Genomic DNA, 16,427 nt, shown 5'->3' on the forward strand with positions numbered 1-16,427 from the left:
GCGGTGGCGGTCCGCCTGCCCTCGGCCCCCCCATGGCAGGGGTGCGGCTTTGTCGATCGGTCGTTCGTTCTGGGAGGCTGGGACCATGGATGCGACGAGCGGCAAAGCGGCGGGCAAGAGCGGCAAGGCGGCGGACAAAGGTCCCTCCGCCCCCCGGGGAAACGGCAGGGGGGTCATCATGGACGCCGCACGGGACGTCTTCGCGGAGCGCGGCTACTTCGGCGCCTCCATCCGTGACATCGCCAAGCGGGCAGGCATGAGTCTGTCCGCCCTCTATTACTACTACTCGGGCAAGGCGGAGCTCTTCCACGCCTTGATCGAGGACTCGCTCGACGACTACTTCCGTCACTGCGAGAAGGAACTGGCCCAGGCTGGTGACGACCCCGCCGCGCGGCTGGCCGCCCTGGTCAGAGTGACGGTCGACTACCGGGTCCGGCGGCAGGTCGAAAGTCTGCTGACCCTCCAGGAACTCCGTTACCTCGAACCCGAGTTCCGCAACCCCATCATCGAAAGACGGCACGCCGTATCGGGACTCTTCCAGAAGGCCATGGATGACGGCATGGCCGCCGGAGTCTTCCGGACCCCGCACCCGGACGACGCCCGCCGGGCGATCATGGCGATGTGCAACGCCGTCGCCCAGTGGTACGACCCGTCAGGCGACCTCGGGACCACGGAGCTGTGCGACCGGTACGTGCGGCTGGCGTTCGCCATGGTCGGGCACGGCGAGGCGCGGGCCCGGTAGGTCGCCCGCACTTTTCGTCGCGGTCATTGACAGTGGGACAGGCCGCGACCTAACTTAACGATCGTTCGACAAGTTGTACCTTCTCTCCATCGGCTGCGGTCCCGACCGCAACGGCCGGGCCCGTGGCCCGGCGCACGACGGCAGTCGCCGAGCCTTCGCGGCACCGGCGGCGGCAGATCCGACACCGACTCGACCGACTGGAGTGTCCATGCAGACCAGCGGAATATCCGCGGTGGTGACCGGCGGCGCGTCGGGGCTCGGCCTGGCGACGGCACGGCGGCTGCTCAAGGCCGGCGCTCGCGTCACCATCGCGGACCTGCCCTCCTCGGAAGGCGACCGCGCCGTCCTCGACCTCGGCCCCGAAGCCGTCTTCGTCCCTGCCGACGTGACGAGCACCGCGGACATGACCGCCGTCCTCGACACCGCCGAGCGGGCAGGAGCGCTGCGCGCGGTCGTCCACTGCGCGGGCCGCGGCGGTCCGCTCCGCGTGGTCAACAAGGACGGCACTGCTGGTGATCTCGACCATTTCCGCGCCGTGGTCGACGTCAACCTGATCGGCACCTTCAACGTGCTCCGGCTCGCCGCCGCCCGCATGGCCAGCAACGAACCCCTGGACGGCGACCGCGGCGTGGTTGTCATGACGGCGTCGGTCGCGGCGTTCGAGGGGCAGATCGGACAGGCCCCGTACGCGGCCTCGAAAGCCGGAGTGGCCGGCCTCACCCTGTGCGCGGCCCGGGATCTGGCGACCAAGAGCATCCGGGTCGTCACCATCGCGCCCGGCCTGTTCGACACACCGATGCTCGGCAGGAGGCCGAAGGAGAAGCTCGACGCGCTCGCTGCCGCGGTGCCCCACCCCCCGCGCCTTGGCGCGGCCGACGAGTACGCGCAACTCGCCCTGCACATCATCGACAACCCGATGCTCAACGGAGAGACCATCCGCCTCGACGGCGCGATCCGCCTGGCCCCACGCTGAAGGTCGGCGCTCAACCGATACTCCCCGACCGCGACCACCGCTTGGCCACCGTAAAGGAGCTGCCGTGGCAGACGAAGTACTGGTCGAATACGGCGACGACGGCATCGCCGTCATCACCATCAACCGGCCCGAGTCCCGCAACGCGGTCACCCGGGCCGTCGCGGAGGCGATCGCGTCCGCACTGGACGAGTTGGACGAGCGTGACGACCTCACGGTCGGCATCATCACCGGCGCGGGCGGCACCTTCTGCGCGGGCATGGATCTCAAGGCGTTCCTGCGGGACGAACGCCCGTACGTGCCGGGGCGCGGTTTCGCCGGGCTCACCGAGGCCCCGCCGCGCAAGCCGCTGATCGCCGCAGTCGAGGGCTACGCCGTGGCGGGCGGCTGCGAGATCGCACTCGCCAGTGATCTGGTCGTCGCCGCCGAGGACGCCAAGTTCGGGCTGCCCGAGGTCAAACGCGGTCTGGTGGCGGTGGGCGGAGGGCTGCTGCGGCTGCCGGGCCGTATCCCGTACCAGATCGCGATGGAACTCGCTCTCACCGGCGATGTCCTCACCGCGGACCGGGCTCACCACTACGGGCTGGTCAACCGGCTCACTCCACCCGGCGGCGCGCTGAAGGGAGCGAGGCTGCTGGCCTCCGCCATCGCCGCCAACGGTCCGCTCGCCGTACGGGTCACCAAACGGGTCCTCGTGGAGTCTCCGGGCTGGCCACGCGACGAACTGTTCGACCGTCAGAAGCCGATCACCGAGCTGGTGTTCAACTCGGATGACGCGCGGGAAGGCGCGTCGGCCTTCACCGAGAAGCGCGCTCCCGTCTGGCGAGGCCGGTGAGCGGCCGGTGAACGAAGAACAAGACCAGAAACGTGCGAACGGCGCCGTACCCGATGCGGCCCCGGGGCCGCTCACCGGACTGCGGGTCATCGAGCTGGGAGGCATCGGGCCGGGGCCGTTCTGTGCCATGCTCCTCGCCGACGCAGGTGCGGACGTGATCCGTGTCGAGCGCCCGTCGGACGTGACCGGCAGGCCCGATCCCGTCCTGCACCGGGGCCGGCGCTCGGCCGCCATCGACCTCAAGCACCCGGAAGGCGTCGGCGCCGTCCTCGACCTGGTGGCGGACGCCGATGTCCTTCTGGAGGGCTTCCGGCCGGGGGTGGCCGAACGGCTCGGTGTGGGCCCCGGCCCGTGCCTGGACCGCAACCCGCGCCTGGTCTACGGACGGATGACGGGATTCGGGCAGGACGGGCCGCTCGCGCAGCGGGCCGGGCACGACATCAACTACATCGCCCTGTCGGGTGCCCTCGGGGCCATCGGGCCGGCCGACGGTCCGCCGGTCCTGCCGCTCAACCTGCTCGGCGACTTCGGCGGCGGCGGTGCACTGCTCGCCTTCGGTGTGCTGTGCGCGCTCGTGCAGGCACGCGCCACCGGGAAAGGCCAGGTCGTGGACGCCGCCATGGTGGACGGGTCGGCTCAGCTGCTGGCCATGATCTACGGCCGCCTGCACCAGGGGCGGTGGACCGATGACCGGGGCGTCAATTACCTGGATGGCACAGCCCCGTTCTACGGCGTCTACCGCTGCAGCGACGGCGAGTACGTCGCGGTCGGCGCGATCGAGGCGCCCTTCTTCGCCACCCTCCTGGAACGGCTCGGCCTGGTCGCGGACGCCGACTTCACCGGGCAGTGGGACCGTTTGCGCTGGCCGGTCATGCGGCGGCGCATGGCGGAGGTCTTCGCCGCCCGGACCCGCGACGACTGGGCCGCCGTGTTCGCCGACGTCGACGCGTGTGTCACCCCCGTGCTGTCGCTGGTGGAGGCACCGCGCCATCCTCACAACGCCGCACGCGGCACCTTCCTCACCGACGGCACGGGAGTCCTCCAGCCCGCCCCGGCTCCCCGGTTCGGCTCCTCTGCCCCCCGCCGGCACGCCCGGTCGGCCCCCCTTCCGGGAGAGCACACAGTGCAGGTCCTCGCCGAGGTGGGCCGGACCCCCGAGCAGATCAAGAAGCTTTTCGACACGGAGGTCGTGCGATGAGCCGGTGTACCGCGCAACGGCCCTGCATGGCCGAGCACAGGCCGGCGCGTGAAGGGAGCGACACATGACCGACTACTGGCCCGCGGGACTGCCTCGCCGCCTCGACTACCCCGATGTCCCGCTCGGCGCGGTGCTCGCCGGCTCGGCCCGCCGCTACCGAGACCGGGCGGCCGTGCGCGACGGCGACCAGGTTCTCACCTTCACCGGCCTGTACGAACAGGCTGCCGCATTCGCACGCGGCCTCAGTGCGCGCGGCATAGGGCAGGGTGACGTGGTCGCCCTGCACCTGCCGAACACCCTGTGGTTCGCCGTCGCCTACTACGGCATCGCACTCGCCGGCGCGACAGTCTGCCCGGCCAACCCCGCCCAGCCGGCCAGGGCCCTGCGCGCCCAGCTCGCCGACTGCTCCGCGGCGGCTGTGGTGACCCATCCGGATCCGGCACCGGTGCTTGCCGAGGCAATCGACGGGCTGCCGGTCCGACTGGTCGTCATCGTGCCGCCCAGCGCATCGGCCCCGGCCGACAGGCCGGACGACTGCGCAAAGCTGTTCGGGAGGGCGGGCACCGCCCTGGAGGACCTCGTCGCGGGCCACAGCACCCACCCGCTCGAGGTGCTGGTCCCCACCGACTCCGTCGCCCAGTACGGGTACACCGGCGGAACCACCGGGGCACCCAAGGGAGTGCGCATACTGCACCGCAACATCGTCGCCAACACCATCCAGGTCGCCTGCTGGCGCTCCGGGGCGCTCCCCGGGCTCGACAGCGAAGGCGGTGTGGTGCTGAACCCCTTGGAGACCTCCGGCGACTATGCCCTGGCACCGGGTACCTACGCCACGCTGTGCATCTCGCCCTTGTTCCACGCCCTTGGCCTGATCAGCCTCAACTTCTTCCTCCTGTGCGGCGCCACCACCATCCTGAGTGGCCGCTTCCATGCGGAGTCGTACCTGGGGCAGGTGGAACGGCACCGGATCGCGTACATCCCGGGCGCCCCGGCGCTCTGGCACGCCCTGCTCGCGACACCGGGCATCCGCACGCGGGACCTCAGCTCGGTCAAGGCCGTGGTGTCGGGCGGCGCCCCCATAGGCACGCACACGTTGGAGCAGCTGACAGAGGTCTTCCCGGGCGCCGCCGTCATCGAGGGTTACGGCCTGACGGAGGCCACAGCGACCGTGTCCAGCGGCCCGATCGCGAAGGCCGGCCCGCGCAAGCCGGGCAGCCAGGGACTTCCCCTGTTCGACACTGAGCTGGAGATCCGGGACCCACTGGATCCCGGCCGGAAGGTGCCGCGGGGCGAGCGCGGCGAAATCTGGGTGCGGGGCCCTCAGGTGGCCTCGGGCTACCTCGGCCGCCCGGACGAGACCGCCGCGCAGTTCGTCGACGGCTGGCTGCGCACCGGCGACACCGGCCACCTCGACGCGGACGGCTTCCTGTACGTCTCCGGCAGGTCGAAGGACATGCTCATCTACAAGGGCTACAACGTGTACCCGCGCGAGCTGGAGGACATCCTCGGCGGACACCCGGCAGTGCTCCAGGCGTCGGTCGTCGGGAGGGCGGTGCCTGCCGTCGGAGAGGTCCCCGTCGCCTTCGTGGTCCCCGCCGCTGAGCCGCGCGCGATGGCCGGGGAGCTGATGGAGTACGTCGCGGAGCGCGTGACGCCGTACAAGCGGATCAAAGAGGTCCGTTTCGTCGACGAACTTCCCCTGTCCCCGGCCGGAAAGGTGCTGAAAACCGAGCTCCGCCGCCTGGCCCGTACGACTCGGGGCCCGGGCGAACTCCCCTCGGGCACACAGGAAACCGGCGCGCCGGACACGGCGGAAAGGCAGGTCTGACATGCGTGACGCGGTCATCGTGGACGCCGTCCGTACCCCCATGGGCAAGCGGAACGGCTCACTCAGCGATGTGCACCCGGTAGACCTGTCCGCCGTGGTGCTGCGGGCCCTGGCCGAACGCAACGACCTGGACCCGGCGTTGGTCGAGGACGTGCTGTGGGGCTGCGTCTCACAGACCGGAGAGCAGGGCGGCTGCGTCGGCCGCTTCGCCGTCCTGGCCGCCGGATGGCCGGAGGAGGTACCGGGCGTCACCATCGACCGGCAGTGCGGATCCTCGCAGCAGGCAGCGCAGTTCGCGGCCGCGGGAGTGATGAGCGGCCAGTACGACATCGTGGTCGCGGGCGGCGTGGAGTCGATGAGCCGCGTTCCGCTGGGCTCCGGCCGCGAGCGGGGACCCGGCGAACCCTTCGGCCCGGCCGTACGGGCACGGTACGGCGTCTCGCGGTTCAACCAGGGGCTGGGCGCGGAGGACATCGCGCGGCGCTGGCGGCTGAGCCGGGAGCAACTCGACGCGCACAGTCTGCGGTCCCACGCCAACGCGGCGGCAGCGATCGACGAGGGGCGGTTCAAATCCCAGATCGTGCCGGTGGACGTGACGGATGAGAACGGCTCCGTACGCACCGTCGACACGGACGAGGGAGTACGGCGGGGCGGCACGGCCGCCACGATGGCGGGTCTGAAGCCCGCGTTCACCGAGGACGGCGTGGTCACGGCCGGCAACTCCTCGCAGATATCGGACGGTGCGTCGGCGCTGCTGGTCATGAGCGGCGAGAAGGCGCGTGAACTCGGTCTGCGCCCGATCGCCCGCTTCCACTCCTTCGCCGTTGTCGGAGTCGACCCCGTGACGATGCTGACCGGCCCCATCCCGGCCACCGAGAAGGTCCTCAGGCGCGCCGGTCTGGGCATCGAGGACATCGGAGCCTTCGAGATCAACGAGGCGTTCGCCAGTGTGACCTGTGCCTGGCTGGCCGAGACCGGCGCCGATCCGGACCGGCTCAACCCCGAAGGCGGCGCCATCGCCCTCGGCCATCCCCTGGGAGCCTCCGGCGCCCGGCTGACCACGACGCTGCTCCACCACATGCGAGCCGCCGGCGTCCGCTATAGCCTGCAGTCGATGTGCGAGGGCGGCGGCATGGCGAACGCCACCGTCCTGGAACTTCTTCCCCGCTGAGCCGGAGGCCCCCAAAAATCGAGGAGTGCGAAAAGCCAATGGAACCAGACGAGTTCGACGCCGTTCTGGCAGCCGTGCGGGCCTTCGTGCGCGAGAAGGTCGTCCCGCGCGAGAACGAGATCGAGGAGAAGGACGAGATCCCGGCGGACCTCCGTGAGAAGGCCGCGGCCATGGGCCTGTTCGGCTACGCGCTGCCCCAGGAGTACGGCGGGCTGGGATTCTCCATGACGGAGGACGTACGCCTCTCGCTGGAGATCGGCTACACCACGCCCGCGTTCCGTTCGATGTTCAGCATCAACAACGGGGTCGCCGGCCAACTCCTGGCGAGTACCGGCACCGAGGAGCAGAAGCGGCGCTATCTGCCGCGGATGGCCGCCGGGGAGTTGATCGCGGCGTTCACGCTCACGGAGGCGGAGGCGGGCTCGGACCCCAGCGGCATCAGGACCCGTGCCGTACGCGACGAAGGCGGCTACGTCCTGAACGGCAGCAAGCGCTTCATCACCAATGCCCCGCTCGCCGGTGTCTTCATGGTGTTCGCCCGCACCGGCCCGCAGAGCACGGGCGCCGAGGGGATCTCCGTCTTCGCCGTCGACGCGGGCAACCCCGGCGTCACCGTGGGACCGAGGGACCACAAGATGGGCCAATCCGGGGCCTTGAGCGCGGAGGTCTTCTTCGACGACGTACGCCTTCCGGCGAGTGCCCTCATCGGAGTACGCGAGGAAGAGGGGTTCCGCACCGCCATGCGGTCGCTGGCGAGGGGACGTCTGAGCGTCGCGGCGATGTGTGTGGGGCTGGCCGGGCGCATCCTGGACGAAAGCGTCGCGCACGCCTCGGTCACCCGGCAGGGCGGACGTGCGATCGGCGAGTTCCAACTCGTCCAGGCGATGCTCGCCGAGTCGCACGCCGAGATGTACGCGGCCCGCGCCATGGTGCTGGAGGCGGCCCGCGCGTACGACTCGGGCGAGGACCGCAGGCTGGCACCGTCCTCCACGAAACTGTTCTGCAGCGAGATGGTGGGCCGGGTGGCCGACCGTGCCGTCCAGATACACGGGGGCATGGGATACATGCGCCACGTGCCCGTCGAGCGCTTCTACCGGGACGTGCGACTGTTCCGCATCTACGAGGGGACGAGCGAGATCCAGAAGCTCATCGTGGGCAGGCAGTTGCTGCGGGAGCACGCGTGACGGGCGGCGGCGGCCCCATGAGCGAGGCGCGCGAGGCCACCGGGCCGTACGGGGAAGGCGACCGGCCGTCACGATGCGGTCGTGGGCCGGAGACGGGGCCGCCATGACCGACTGGACGCCAGGCGCGGCCGTGCTCGTGGAGGACGACGGGCCGGTACGGGCACGGCGAAGCGCGCCTGCTGCCGCTCGGCGATGTGCTGGACTCGGGGGAGTGCGGCCGCGTTCGGTCTGGTCGACGTCCTCTGCGAGCCCGGATCCGCATGGCAGGAAGCGGTACGGCCGGGCACGGCGGCTCGCCGAAGGCGCTCCGTTCTCCATCGCGGAGACCAAGCGGATCCTGGCGTCCCGGCCCGCGGAACTCGACGCCGTACTCGCACAGGAGGTACGGGCACAGCCGCAACTGCCGGCCGGCGCGGACTTCGCCGAGGGCAGCCGCGCGTTCTCGGCCGGACGCGCTCCGCGGTTCACCGGACCTACCACGACGGAGCGGGCATGTGGCGGGTGGCGCGGGCCACGGCACCGACACGCCCGGCACAGCAGATACGACAAGGTCGAGGAGAAACCTATGGCGAGGGCCGGCATTCCTCCCCGGAACCTGAAGGGTGATCGGGTGAACGTGGCAGACACCGAGCGGGCAGAACGCTCCGCCCCGGGACGAACCGCCAGTGACGCGGCCAAGCCGACCGGGCCGCTGGCGGGCATCACGGTGGTGTCCCTGGAACAGGCGGTGGCGGCTCCCATTTGCACCCGCACCCTCGGTGACTTCGGGGCTCGGGTGATCAAGGTGGAGAACCCGGAAGGCGGTGACTTCGCCCGGCACTACGACGACGTGGTGGGCGGCATGGCCGCGCACTTCGTGTGGGTCAACCGGGGCAAGGAGTCGGTCACGCTGAACCTCAAGGATCCGTCCGGGATGGCGGTACTTCACCGGTTGCTCGACCGCGCCGATGTGATGGTCTCCAATCTTGCTCCCGGTGCCACGGCGAGGCTCGGTATCGCGCCCGCCGACCTGGCCATCAGCCACCCCGAACTCATCGCCGTGGAGATCGACGGCTACGGGCCGGGAGGCCCGCTGTCCCACAAGCGTGCATACGATCTGCTGGCCCAGGCGGAATCGGGCGCATGCGCGACGACGGGCCTCCCCGGTGCGCCGGCCAAGCCCGGTCCGCCCATGGCCGACGTGTGCTCCGGCCTGTATGCCGCGTTGTCGGTTCTGGCGCTGCTCTTCGGCAAGGAGCGCGGCCATGGCCGCGGCCTCACCGCGGTCGCGGTGAGCCTGTTCGACACGATGACGGAGTTGATGGGGTATCAGCTCACCTACACGCTGCACACGGGTGTGGACCAGCAGCCGGTCGGCATGGGCTCGCCCGCGGTCGCGCCGTACGGTGCCTACCGCACAGCGGATGCCCAGACTGTCGTCCTGGGCACGACGAACGACCGCGAATGGCAGCGATTCGCGCGTGACCTTCTCGGCCGGCCCGACCTGGCCGACGACGAACGCCTTCGTACCACCTCCGGCCGGGCGGAGCACCGTGAGTTCCTGGACGCGGAGATCGCCGACTGGTGCGCGCGCCATGACCTGACGCAGGTGCAGAGCGACGCGGATGCCGCCGGGATCGGGAATGCCCGGTTCAACACACCGAGCGAGGTCATAGCCCATCCGCATCTGACGGCCCGGGACCGGTGGCGCCGGATCGACACACCTCATGGTCAGGTGCCCGCTCTGCTTCCGCCTCCGGTCATCGCCGGTTACGAGCCACCGATGGGTGGGATCCCCGCACTCGGTCAGCACACCGATGCCTTGCTCACCGAACTTGGCGTCACCGAGGAGGACATCGCCGTGCTGCGCGCACAAGGTGCGGTGGCCCCGACCCCTCGCTGAGGGGCCGGAGCCATGCCTCGACGGCGGCATCGGCATGCCCCTCGGCGTCCACGTAGTATTTGGCCACCCGCGTACATCGAATTTTCGGGGCCTGCTCGGCACAACGGCGGTATCTCTTGTTGAACCGCTCTGGGTCTGATGGAGGCTCGATTCCCTGAGAGGATCGAGTCATGGCACGTTCGTCCCCCTACCCGCCCGAGCTTCGTGAGCGCGCGGTGCGCATGGTCGCGGAGATCCGCCCCAACTACCCGACCGAGTGGGCCGCGATGAAGGCGGTCGCAGCCAAGCTGGGGATCGGTGCGGCTGAGACGCCACGCTCGTCCGCGACGACGCCGTCGAGGCGGTCCGCGCCATGAAGTCGAGCGGCTCGGGGCTCCTCAGCACGATCGGCAGCCTCAGCCTGTGCCGGTCCCTGCTACGAGCCGGACTCGTCGACCGCTTCCGGGTCGTGATGTTCCCGGTGATCACCGGGGCTACGGGCGAAGAACGCATCTACGACGGCTATCCGGACGTTGCCCTCGAGATGATCGGGCACCGCACCTTCGACGGCCGCATCCAGCTGGTCGAGTACAAGCCCCGCGTGCTCGAGCACCCGCCGCTCGCCGTCCCTGCGTGACGTCGCCCCGTCCGCCGGCCTGGACGGCCACCAGGCCGGCGCCGGCGGGCGCGGAGCAAGACCCAATAAGGGGCGAACGGCCTGCTGCACGAGCGGGCCGGACACGACCTGCGCGCACTGTGCCAGGGCATCATCCACGACGACGACGCCGCCCGCCGCATCGCCCGCTTCGACACCGTTCGCGACCCCGGCGGCGCGCTCGCCTTCGCCTGCCTCCTGGTCTTGGCCAGCCGGGAAGAAGGCGCCCAGTTCTGGCTCCAGTTCGCCGCTGGCGGCGGCCAGGCTACCGGCGCCATCTGCCTCTACCTCATGCACCTGCGCCGCGGCGAATGGCGCGACGCCACCTACTGGGCTCGACAGGTCGAAGCGCTCGAGGACGAGCCGTGCCAGTACGCGCCCGTCCCGCACGAGCGTCGACACCATCACCGGCCCGGCCGGCCCCGGCGGCGGCCTGACGGTATTCCTCGATCTGCCCGACGGCGCGGCCACAGTCCCCGAAGACGCGGTCAAGGACGCCGTCGACGACCTGGACGTCGACCGCATCGACGGCCTGGGCCCCATACACGGCCTAGGCCGATTCCCCGTGGTCACGCCGCTGTCGGATCGCTTCCCGGACGTGGGCCGGCGAGCTGTGGATGCTCAGTAGTTCCTCTGTGGGAAGGATCGCTGCCTCGCACCCGACCCTGTGGGCGAAGTAAGCGGGGGACTTCCTGCGGAGTCCTTGGGTGCTCTCCTCGTGGAAGATGCCGTTGCAGAGGGGACAGTAGGTGTAGTAGTTCTGCGAGGGCTTAGGGCCTGGATCGGCACCGCTCACGTCGTCACATCCATTCCTCGGGCTTGGCAGACGGGCTGCCCGCGGTGTGGTTAGGGGGATCCGGGCCTTTGGCTGTGCCAGATCCGGGCCGTCGAGATCCCTTCTGTGCCGGCGGATACTGCGGCGACACCGGACGCCGTCCAGCGGAAGAACGCTTGCCAGAACGTCGCGTCCTCGGGCGGTGCCAGGGCCAGGCAGGCGCCCAGGCCCAGGGTGACGACACCCAGGTTGTAGGCATTGGTCGCGCCCCGTACGGTCGTGCGCCACTTTTTGACCCCGTCGTGCTGATGCTGTTTCAGAACTGTGTCGGGCGGCCGGTACTCGGTCCCGAACCAGTCATCGATGTCGGCGGCGCTGAACAGATGCGTCCGCGCGTTGAAGCTGCGTTGGATCGAAAACACGAACAGCGTGACGCAGACGGTCAATGCCAAGACCGCTGCGTCCGGCCACCGCAGTTTGTCGCCGTCCGCGAGGATGACGCCGATTGCGGTGATCGCGGCGGTGGCCAGCAGGGGAGCCGCGACGAAATGGATGGATTCCGATGCCGCGATGTAGCCGATCGGCTTCGGGACCTCCCATCCCTCTTCGCCAGGGTCCTGGCCGGAAGCTGGGGACAAGGCACCGCTCCTTTCAATGCCCCGTGTGCCGGGACAAGCTGGAATGCTCCGCCACCGCCGCCGCGACCCGGCGAGCGTCCCGGCAGCGCATGCCCGGGTGGTAGGGGACGCATACGTTGCTGCGCAGCAACCCTGTCAGTTCCGGGGCGTTGGGCTGGGTCACATCCGAGAATGCGGGATGAGAGGTCCACGGGAAGGCGAACATCACATTGGTGCTGATGCGCCGCCGGTTCAGGTTCTCGCGTAGCAGAGCTGCCTCGCCCGCCGAACGGGCGCGGATCGTGAAGCGTCCCCACGTGTCCTGGGGCACGCGGCCAGGCGGAAGCCAGCGAGCCAGCGACGTTGCGTACTCCTCGGCCAGCGACCGTAGCCGGTCACGAATCTTGTCCCGGTGGACGAATCGCGCCACGGCGGCAGCGGCGGCAAACTCGCTCAACTCCCGCCCGCGACAGAGGACATCGCCCTCCTGCCAGCGGCTCTCCTGGCCGCTGTGCGAGCGACGCACGGCCAGCTCGTCGGCGACGCGGCCTTCGCGTGTGAGTACCACTCCTCCGCCAGCCGCGCCCATCGGCTTGATTTGATGGAAGGAGAAGATGGCACCGTCGCCCCAGGTACCCGGGCCACCGGCTGGAGCGGAGTCCGGAAGCAGGTACGCACAGTCCTCAACTACCGTGCAGCCGGCCTCACGCAGCCGCGTGATGGACTGCATCGCCGCACTGCCGACCATGCCCGCGTGGTGAACCCACACCACGATCGGCGCCTCGTCTAGGACCTCCCACCGGCAGGCCTCAGGAGCCAGGCACAGATGGGCGTCGTCGATCTGCGCCGCTACGGGTCGGGCGCCCAGCTGCCGGGCGAGCGCGGGAATGGACGGAAAGCAGTTGGCCGGGACAACGACCGTCCGGCCCTGTCCGACGCCGTAGTGCTCCAGCAGAAGTTCGAGCCCGTCCATTCCAGAGGAGACAGCGACCGCGTGCCGGTCGAACGACTCCCGGAACCGCCTCTCCAATTCCCGTGTCGCCCCGCTGCCCAGCATCTCGCCACGCCGTAGGGCGGTCCGCATGGCCCTCGTGGAACGCCAACGGACCTTCCGCGGTATATGCGTCCGCCAGACCTGCAACTCCTCGTCCAAGCGCGGCCCATGCACTGCCTCCCCCAGCTTCACACCCAACAGCATGCCCGCGTCGGCCCAAGATCAGTGCATCGAGCGGTTCGGAGTCCGTCGCCAGCCACCCATCCCGATCTCTGTCCGCGACGGTGCCCCGCAACGACCTCGAGGCCGGCAGCCTCTACCTGCGCGACAGCGACCACGAGCTGCACCTCCTGCGCCCGTTCCTGGTCGGCCGGGACTGTCCTACGTGCCGACTGTGGTCCTCCTTCCACGTGGACCGGGCTCCCAAGGGCAAGGTCATTCTCAAGGGCCTGGAGCACGGACACGTCGTCGAAGACGCCTCTCCGGCACTGCGGGCCAGCTTGGAGCATGTAAAGCTGCTGTGACACACCCGGGACGGCGTAGTCCTCACGTTGTGTCGCCGGCCCCGGAGTGTCCGGCAGCTCACCCGCTGCCTGTGTGGCTCGAGTTCCTTGCGAAAGTAGCGTGAAGGCCGGCCGGGAGGAGGCGGATCCGAGCGCGTACTCAGCGCGGTCCGTCCTCTGGCTGCCCCGTCGGGTCGGCAAGGGATGGGCGGGCTGGGTCAGGTGTGTCGGACAGGACGGGGCCAGCGTGGTGTCCGTAAAGCCGGTAGACCATTTCGTCGGGTGCGTGCAGCATGCGGGCTTGCCGCCAGGCCGTGTCGTAGGAGAGTGGTGTCTTGCTTCGCCGTTGCAGGAGCAGGGCGTGCAGGCTGGTGAGGGGGGAGAGCACGGCTCTCCAAAGGACAAGCTTCACGGTGAAAGTCCTTGTTCGCCACGTGCCAAGGGCCGTGTGATGGACGTCAGTTGACGTGTGCCTGCGCTGCGGGTGGGCTTCCGCCGTTGAGTGCGGCGACGGAGTTGAGCAGGGCGAGCATGGCCCGCTGCTGCTTGTCGGCATCGCTGAAGCCGTCGCCGAGCTGTTCCCACTGCTCCAGCAGCGGATACCACCACTGGTCACAGCCTTTGATCATGCGGGCCAGGCGTTGCAGCGCGGCAGTCTCCTCGTCCGGGAGGCGCCCGGGATGGCGTTCGAGACGGTCGAGCACGACGAGGCCGGGGTGGTCGTAAAGGTGTGTCTTGAGGAATTCCAGGCGCCGGACGCGTTCGGTGTCCGCTGTGCGCTGCGCGAGGCGTTCCCGGGACTCCGGCGACAGACGCAACACCACCTGGGCTGCCAGGATCCGATAGTGGCGGTTGCTCTCGTGCGGAGCGCCCAAAGCTGCGTTCAGGGCGTCCTGGGCAGCGGACAGGTCGGCTGCGTCCCAGCGTGCCGCCGTCGCGGCGGCCTTCTGGTGGACGTCGGCGCGGACGAGGTCCTCGAGGTTGGGGCGCAGGCGCAGTGTGGGACGCCAACGCAGCGTGTAGACCGCTTCGAACGAGATGCCGGGGGTCGCGCTAACCAGCAGCCGTGGCAGCGGGCAGGTGGTGATGCGTTCCGCCCGCTGCCAGGGCCACCTCATGCCGGGTCCTTCGGGAGAGAGAACACCGGCTGCAGACGGTGGTCGACCAGGTGCTGGTAGAAGTCCTCGCCGGCGTTGACGCCCTGGGGCGTGGTGACGTTGGCCAGAGCCTTCATCAGCTCCATGCCGGCGTGGAACATGTTGTGACCGCGCAGGGCAGGCAGGAGCTGGTCGCGCAGGCGGCAGTAGGAGGCGGGGTCGGGCGCGCACGTACGGATCCATCCGGTGAGGTACGGGATGGCCTCGGCCGTCGTGTCCGGACTGCTGAGAAGGTCCTGCACGGCCCGCTGGACGTCGATGTCCGGCGCGCGGTCGGACATGAGCCAGGGCATGTCGTCGTCCTGGACGGGCATCAGGGCCAGAAAGGCCAGACTCCCGCTCTTCGCGGATGCCTGGGACTCCTGCCAGCCGCGGACTTCGGCCACCAGCCGGGCGGTGCCCGTGGGCCGGCCGGCCAGTTCCTCAAAGGCCTTGAGAACGTCACGGCGCAGGCCCGGCTCGCTGGTGGTGTGGGCGATACGCCGCAGTCGCACCATGGCCCTCTTTGCCGTTGACGCGTTGGCGGCGTCGTCGTGCAGGACGCGGCGGCAGGTGGAGATGACGGTGAGCGCGTAGGGCTTCTGCTCGGCCCAGCGGTACAGAACGTCCCAAGCCAGGCGTCCGACGTGTTCGTCGTGGACGGCCACGTCCAGGACAGTGCTGAGCAGATCGGGGTGGGATTCGCGGGCGATGGCACCCAGGGTGGTGAGGTGGGCGGTCGTGCCGTGGCGCAGGACCAGGGCGGACAGTGCGGCAACCGGGAGATCGGCTGCGCTGTCGCCGGCGGCGCTCTGCACGAGCCAGGCAAGCATTACCTCGCGCATGGCCTCGTAGTTGTCCCAGACGTACTCGAGGATGGCCCGGCCGTAGGCGGGCCGGTCGAAGAGCACGGTGTCCTGGGAGCCGACAGCCGCACCGACATCCTGGATACGGCGGCGCAGTCCGCGGCCGGCGAAGGAACTCTGAGCGGGGGAGAGGCTCGACCTCGTGCCCGCGTCCTTCGGGGCAAGGGCTTGGTGCAGGGCGTGTGCGGTGCTGGCCACAGTCGGCAGGGGAGCCGACTGGCGCACCGCCAGGGCCAGCAGCAGGCAGCGGTCCTCCAGCGTGAGGGAGCCCTTGGCATTGTCGTGAGTGGTGGCCACCTCGCCGAAGAGCCCGTCGAGGTGATCCCTCCAGTCCGACAGTGCTGCGGTGATGCGGTCTTCCAGGCTGAGATCGGCGTCGGCCGGTGCAGACCGGGGGAGGCTCGCTGAGGTGCGGGTGTCCTGCAGGCGCCTGTGCTCCTGCCATGTCATGACGATGGTGTTCGCGGCGCGCACGGCCGCCATAGCGTGCAGCCCCCGCAGTGAGGCCACGGCTTTCGGGAAGGCGCGAAGGTCGGCGATGAGCGGCGCATGCCCGGCCGCGTTCAGACGGGTTTCCACCACCCGCAGGGCATCTGGAGGCTCGCTGACATACACGACCTGCACACCTCTGCGCGTGGTCAGCCGGTCGTCCCACAGCTCCTGGGCGACCGTCAGCACGAGGTAGGAACGGGCATCCTCGAGGTGGTCGGCGAATGTGCTGAGGGCATTGAGGAAATCCGCCGACGGCCGGTCGCGCTCGGGATCCTTCAGATCCAGCTGGTAGGCGTGCTCTTCCTCCAACGGCAGTCGCCCCTGGCTCGGTGCATTCCAGTCCCCGTCCAGCTTGAACAGTGTGGTCGTACTGTCGGTGTGCTGCGCCAGAAGCCGCAACGCGAAGGTCGTGGCGCCGAAGGAACGGGGTGCCACCACAATCACCACACGCTCCCGCGGACGCGGCGCCTGCGGGGCGAGTGCCTGCTGCCAGGCTTCGGCCCACGGGCCTTGACCCGGAATCTTGGACACGGGCTATGCGGCTTCGGCCAGGGTAGTTGATGTTGTGTCGAGTGCTGTCTCGTAGGCGATGGGGCTGCG

The 16,427-nt window shown here is 69.7% G+C and carries 13 protein-coding genes and 2 pseudogenes; 11 read left to right on the forward strand and 4 right to left on the reverse strand.

Annotation, left to right across the window (positions count from 1 at the left end):
* The first annotated feature begins 85 nt into the window (after positions 1–85).
* The 10 genes and pseudogenes from ACFYRY_RS41925 to ACFYRY_RS41970 all read left to right on the forward strand — a co-directional run.
* On the forward strand, positions 86–742 hold the full coding sequence (locus ACFYRY_RS41925; protein ID WP_389158480.1) for a TetR/AcrR family transcriptional regulator: 657 nt from the start codon (positions 86–88) through the stop codon (positions 740–742).
* Between the two features lie 208 nt (positions 743–950).
* Positions 951–1,715 carry an SDR family NAD(P)-dependent oxidoreductase gene (locus ACFYRY_RS41930; protein WP_389158483.1) on the forward strand — a complete coding sequence of 255 codons (765 nt, stop codon included), beginning with the start codon at positions 951–953 and terminating at the stop codon, positions 1,713–1,715.
* Between the two features lie 64 nt (positions 1,716–1,779).
* Positions 1,780–2,547, forward strand: coding sequence for a crotonase/enoyl-CoA hydratase family protein (locus ACFYRY_RS41935; RefSeq protein WP_389158486.1), 768 nt, complete (start codon positions 1,780–1,782; stop codon positions 2,545–2,547).
* 7 nt (positions 2,548–2,554) lie between these two features.
* Positions 2,555–3,745, forward strand: coding sequence for a CaiB/BaiF CoA transferase family protein (locus ACFYRY_RS41940; protein ID WP_389158488.1), 1,191 nt, complete (start codon positions 2,555–2,557; stop codon positions 3,743–3,745).
* Between the two features lie 64 nt (positions 3,746–3,809).
* Positions 3,810–5,573 (forward strand): class I adenylate-forming enzyme family protein, encoded by a 1,764-nt coding sequence (locus ACFYRY_RS41945; RefSeq protein ID WP_389158491.1) that lies wholly within the window; start codon positions 3,810–3,812, stop codon positions 5,571–5,573.
* A gap of 1 nt (position 5,574) precedes the next feature.
* Positions 5,575–6,744: a thiolase family protein gene (locus ACFYRY_RS41950; protein ID WP_389158494.1), complete on the forward strand. Its 1,170-nt coding sequence runs from the start codon at positions 5,575–5,577 to the stop codon at positions 6,742–6,744.
* Positions 6,745–6,782: 38 nt separating this feature from the next.
* Positions 6,783–7,928, forward strand: a complete 1,146-nt coding sequence (locus ACFYRY_RS41955) for an acyl-CoA dehydrogenase family protein (protein ID WP_389158497.1) — start codon at positions 6,783–6,785, stop codon at positions 7,926–7,928.
* 616 nt (positions 7,929–8,544) lie between these two features.
* Entirely contained in the window at positions 8,545–9,810 is a 1,266-nt protein-coding gene (locus tag ACFYRY_RS41960; protein WP_389158520.1) for a CaiB/BaiF CoA transferase family protein, read from the forward strand.
* A 170-nt stretch (positions 9,811–9,980) separates the two neighbouring features.
* Positions 9,981–10,130, forward strand: a pseudogene (locus ACFYRY_RS41965) (IS3 family transposase); the annotation flags it as partial.
* A pseudogene (locus tag ACFYRY_RS41970) lies at positions 10,118–10,426 on the forward strand (dihydrofolate reductase family protein); the annotation flags it as partial. The pseudogenes ACFYRY_RS41965 and ACFYRY_RS41970, both read left to right, overlap by 13 nt.
* An 864-nt stretch (positions 10,427–11,290) precedes the next feature.
* On the opposite strand, the gene ACFYRY_RS41975 reads toward ACFYRY_RS41970, so the two are convergent.
* The gene (locus ACFYRY_RS41975) at positions 11,291–11,857 is read right to left on the reverse strand and encodes a hypothetical protein (RefSeq protein ID WP_389158500.1); all 567 of its coding nucleotides are present in this window, start codon (positions 11,855–11,857) and stop codon (positions 11,291–11,293) included.
* Positions 11,858–11,870: 13 nt separating this feature from the next.
* Positions 11,871–13,034, reverse strand: coding sequence for a DegT/DnrJ/EryC1/StrS family aminotransferase (locus tag ACFYRY_RS41980; protein WP_389158502.1), 1,164 nt, complete (start codon positions 13,032–13,034; stop codon positions 11,871–11,873).
* A gap of 80 nt (positions 13,035–13,114) precedes the next feature.
* Here ACFYRY_RS41980 and ACFYRY_RS41985 point away from each other — a divergent pair, with 80 nt between their 5' ends.
* Positions 13,115–13,354 carry a hypothetical protein gene (locus tag ACFYRY_RS41985; RefSeq protein ID WP_389158505.1) on the forward strand — a complete coding sequence of 80 codons (240 nt, stop codon included), beginning with the start codon at positions 13,115–13,117 and terminating at the stop codon, positions 13,352–13,354.
* 437 nt (positions 13,355–13,791) lie between these two features.
* Here the strand turns inward: ACFYRY_RS41985 and ACFYRY_RS41990 are convergent, their stop codons facing one another.
* Together ACFYRY_RS41990 and ACFYRY_RS41995 are read right to left on the reverse strand one after the other, a co-directional pair.
* Complete coding sequence (locus ACFYRY_RS41990) at positions 13,792–14,451, reverse strand: hypothetical protein (RefSeq protein ID WP_389158508.1); 660 nt, start codon at positions 14,449–14,451, stop codon at positions 13,792–13,794.
* Positions 14,448–16,262 (reverse strand): hypothetical protein, encoded by a 1,815-nt coding sequence (locus ACFYRY_RS41995; RefSeq protein WP_389158511.1) that lies wholly within the window; start codon positions 16,260–16,262, stop codon positions 14,448–14,450. The genes ACFYRY_RS41990 and ACFYRY_RS41995 overlap by 4 nt, the downstream gene beginning before the upstream one ends.
* Between the last annotated feature and the right edge of the window lie 165 nt (positions 16,263–16,427).

Origin of the sequence: Streptomyces sp. NPDC005263, from assembly GCF_042872365.1 — a bacterium.
Classification (GTDB): Bacteria; Actinomycetota; Actinomycetes; order Streptomycetales; family Streptomycetaceae; genus Streptomyces.

Excerpts from the sequence above, each read along its gene's own strand:
- ACFYRY_RS41925 (WP_389158480.1), top strand. The coding sequence starts at position 86 with ATGGATGCGACGAGCGGCAAAGCGGCGGGCAAGAGCGGCAAGGCGGCG.
- ACFYRY_RS41990 (WP_389158508.1), bottom strand. The coding sequence starts at position 14,451 with ATGAGGTGGCCCTGGCAGCGGGCGGAACGCATCACCACCTGCCCGCTG.
- ACFYRY_RS41945 (WP_389158491.1), top strand. The coding sequence starts at position 3,810 with ATGACCGACTACTGGCCCGCGGGACTGCCTCGCCGCCTCGACTACCCC.
- ACFYRY_RS41930 (WP_389158483.1), top strand. The coding sequence starts at position 951 with ATGCAGACCAGCGGAATATCCGCGGTGGTGACCGGCGGCGCGTCGGGG.
- ACFYRY_RS41950 (WP_389158494.1), top strand. The coding sequence starts at position 5,575 with ATGCGTGACGCGGTCATCGTGGACGCCGTCCGTACCCCCATGGGCAAG.
- ACFYRY_RS41955 (WP_389158497.1), top strand. The coding sequence starts at position 6,783 with ATGGAACCAGACGAGTTCGACGCCGTTCTGGCAGCCGTGCGGGCCTTC.
- ACFYRY_RS41980 (WP_389158502.1), bottom strand. The coding sequence starts at position 13,034 with ATGCTGTTGGGTGTGAAGCTGGGGGAGGCAGTGCATGGGCCGCGCTTG.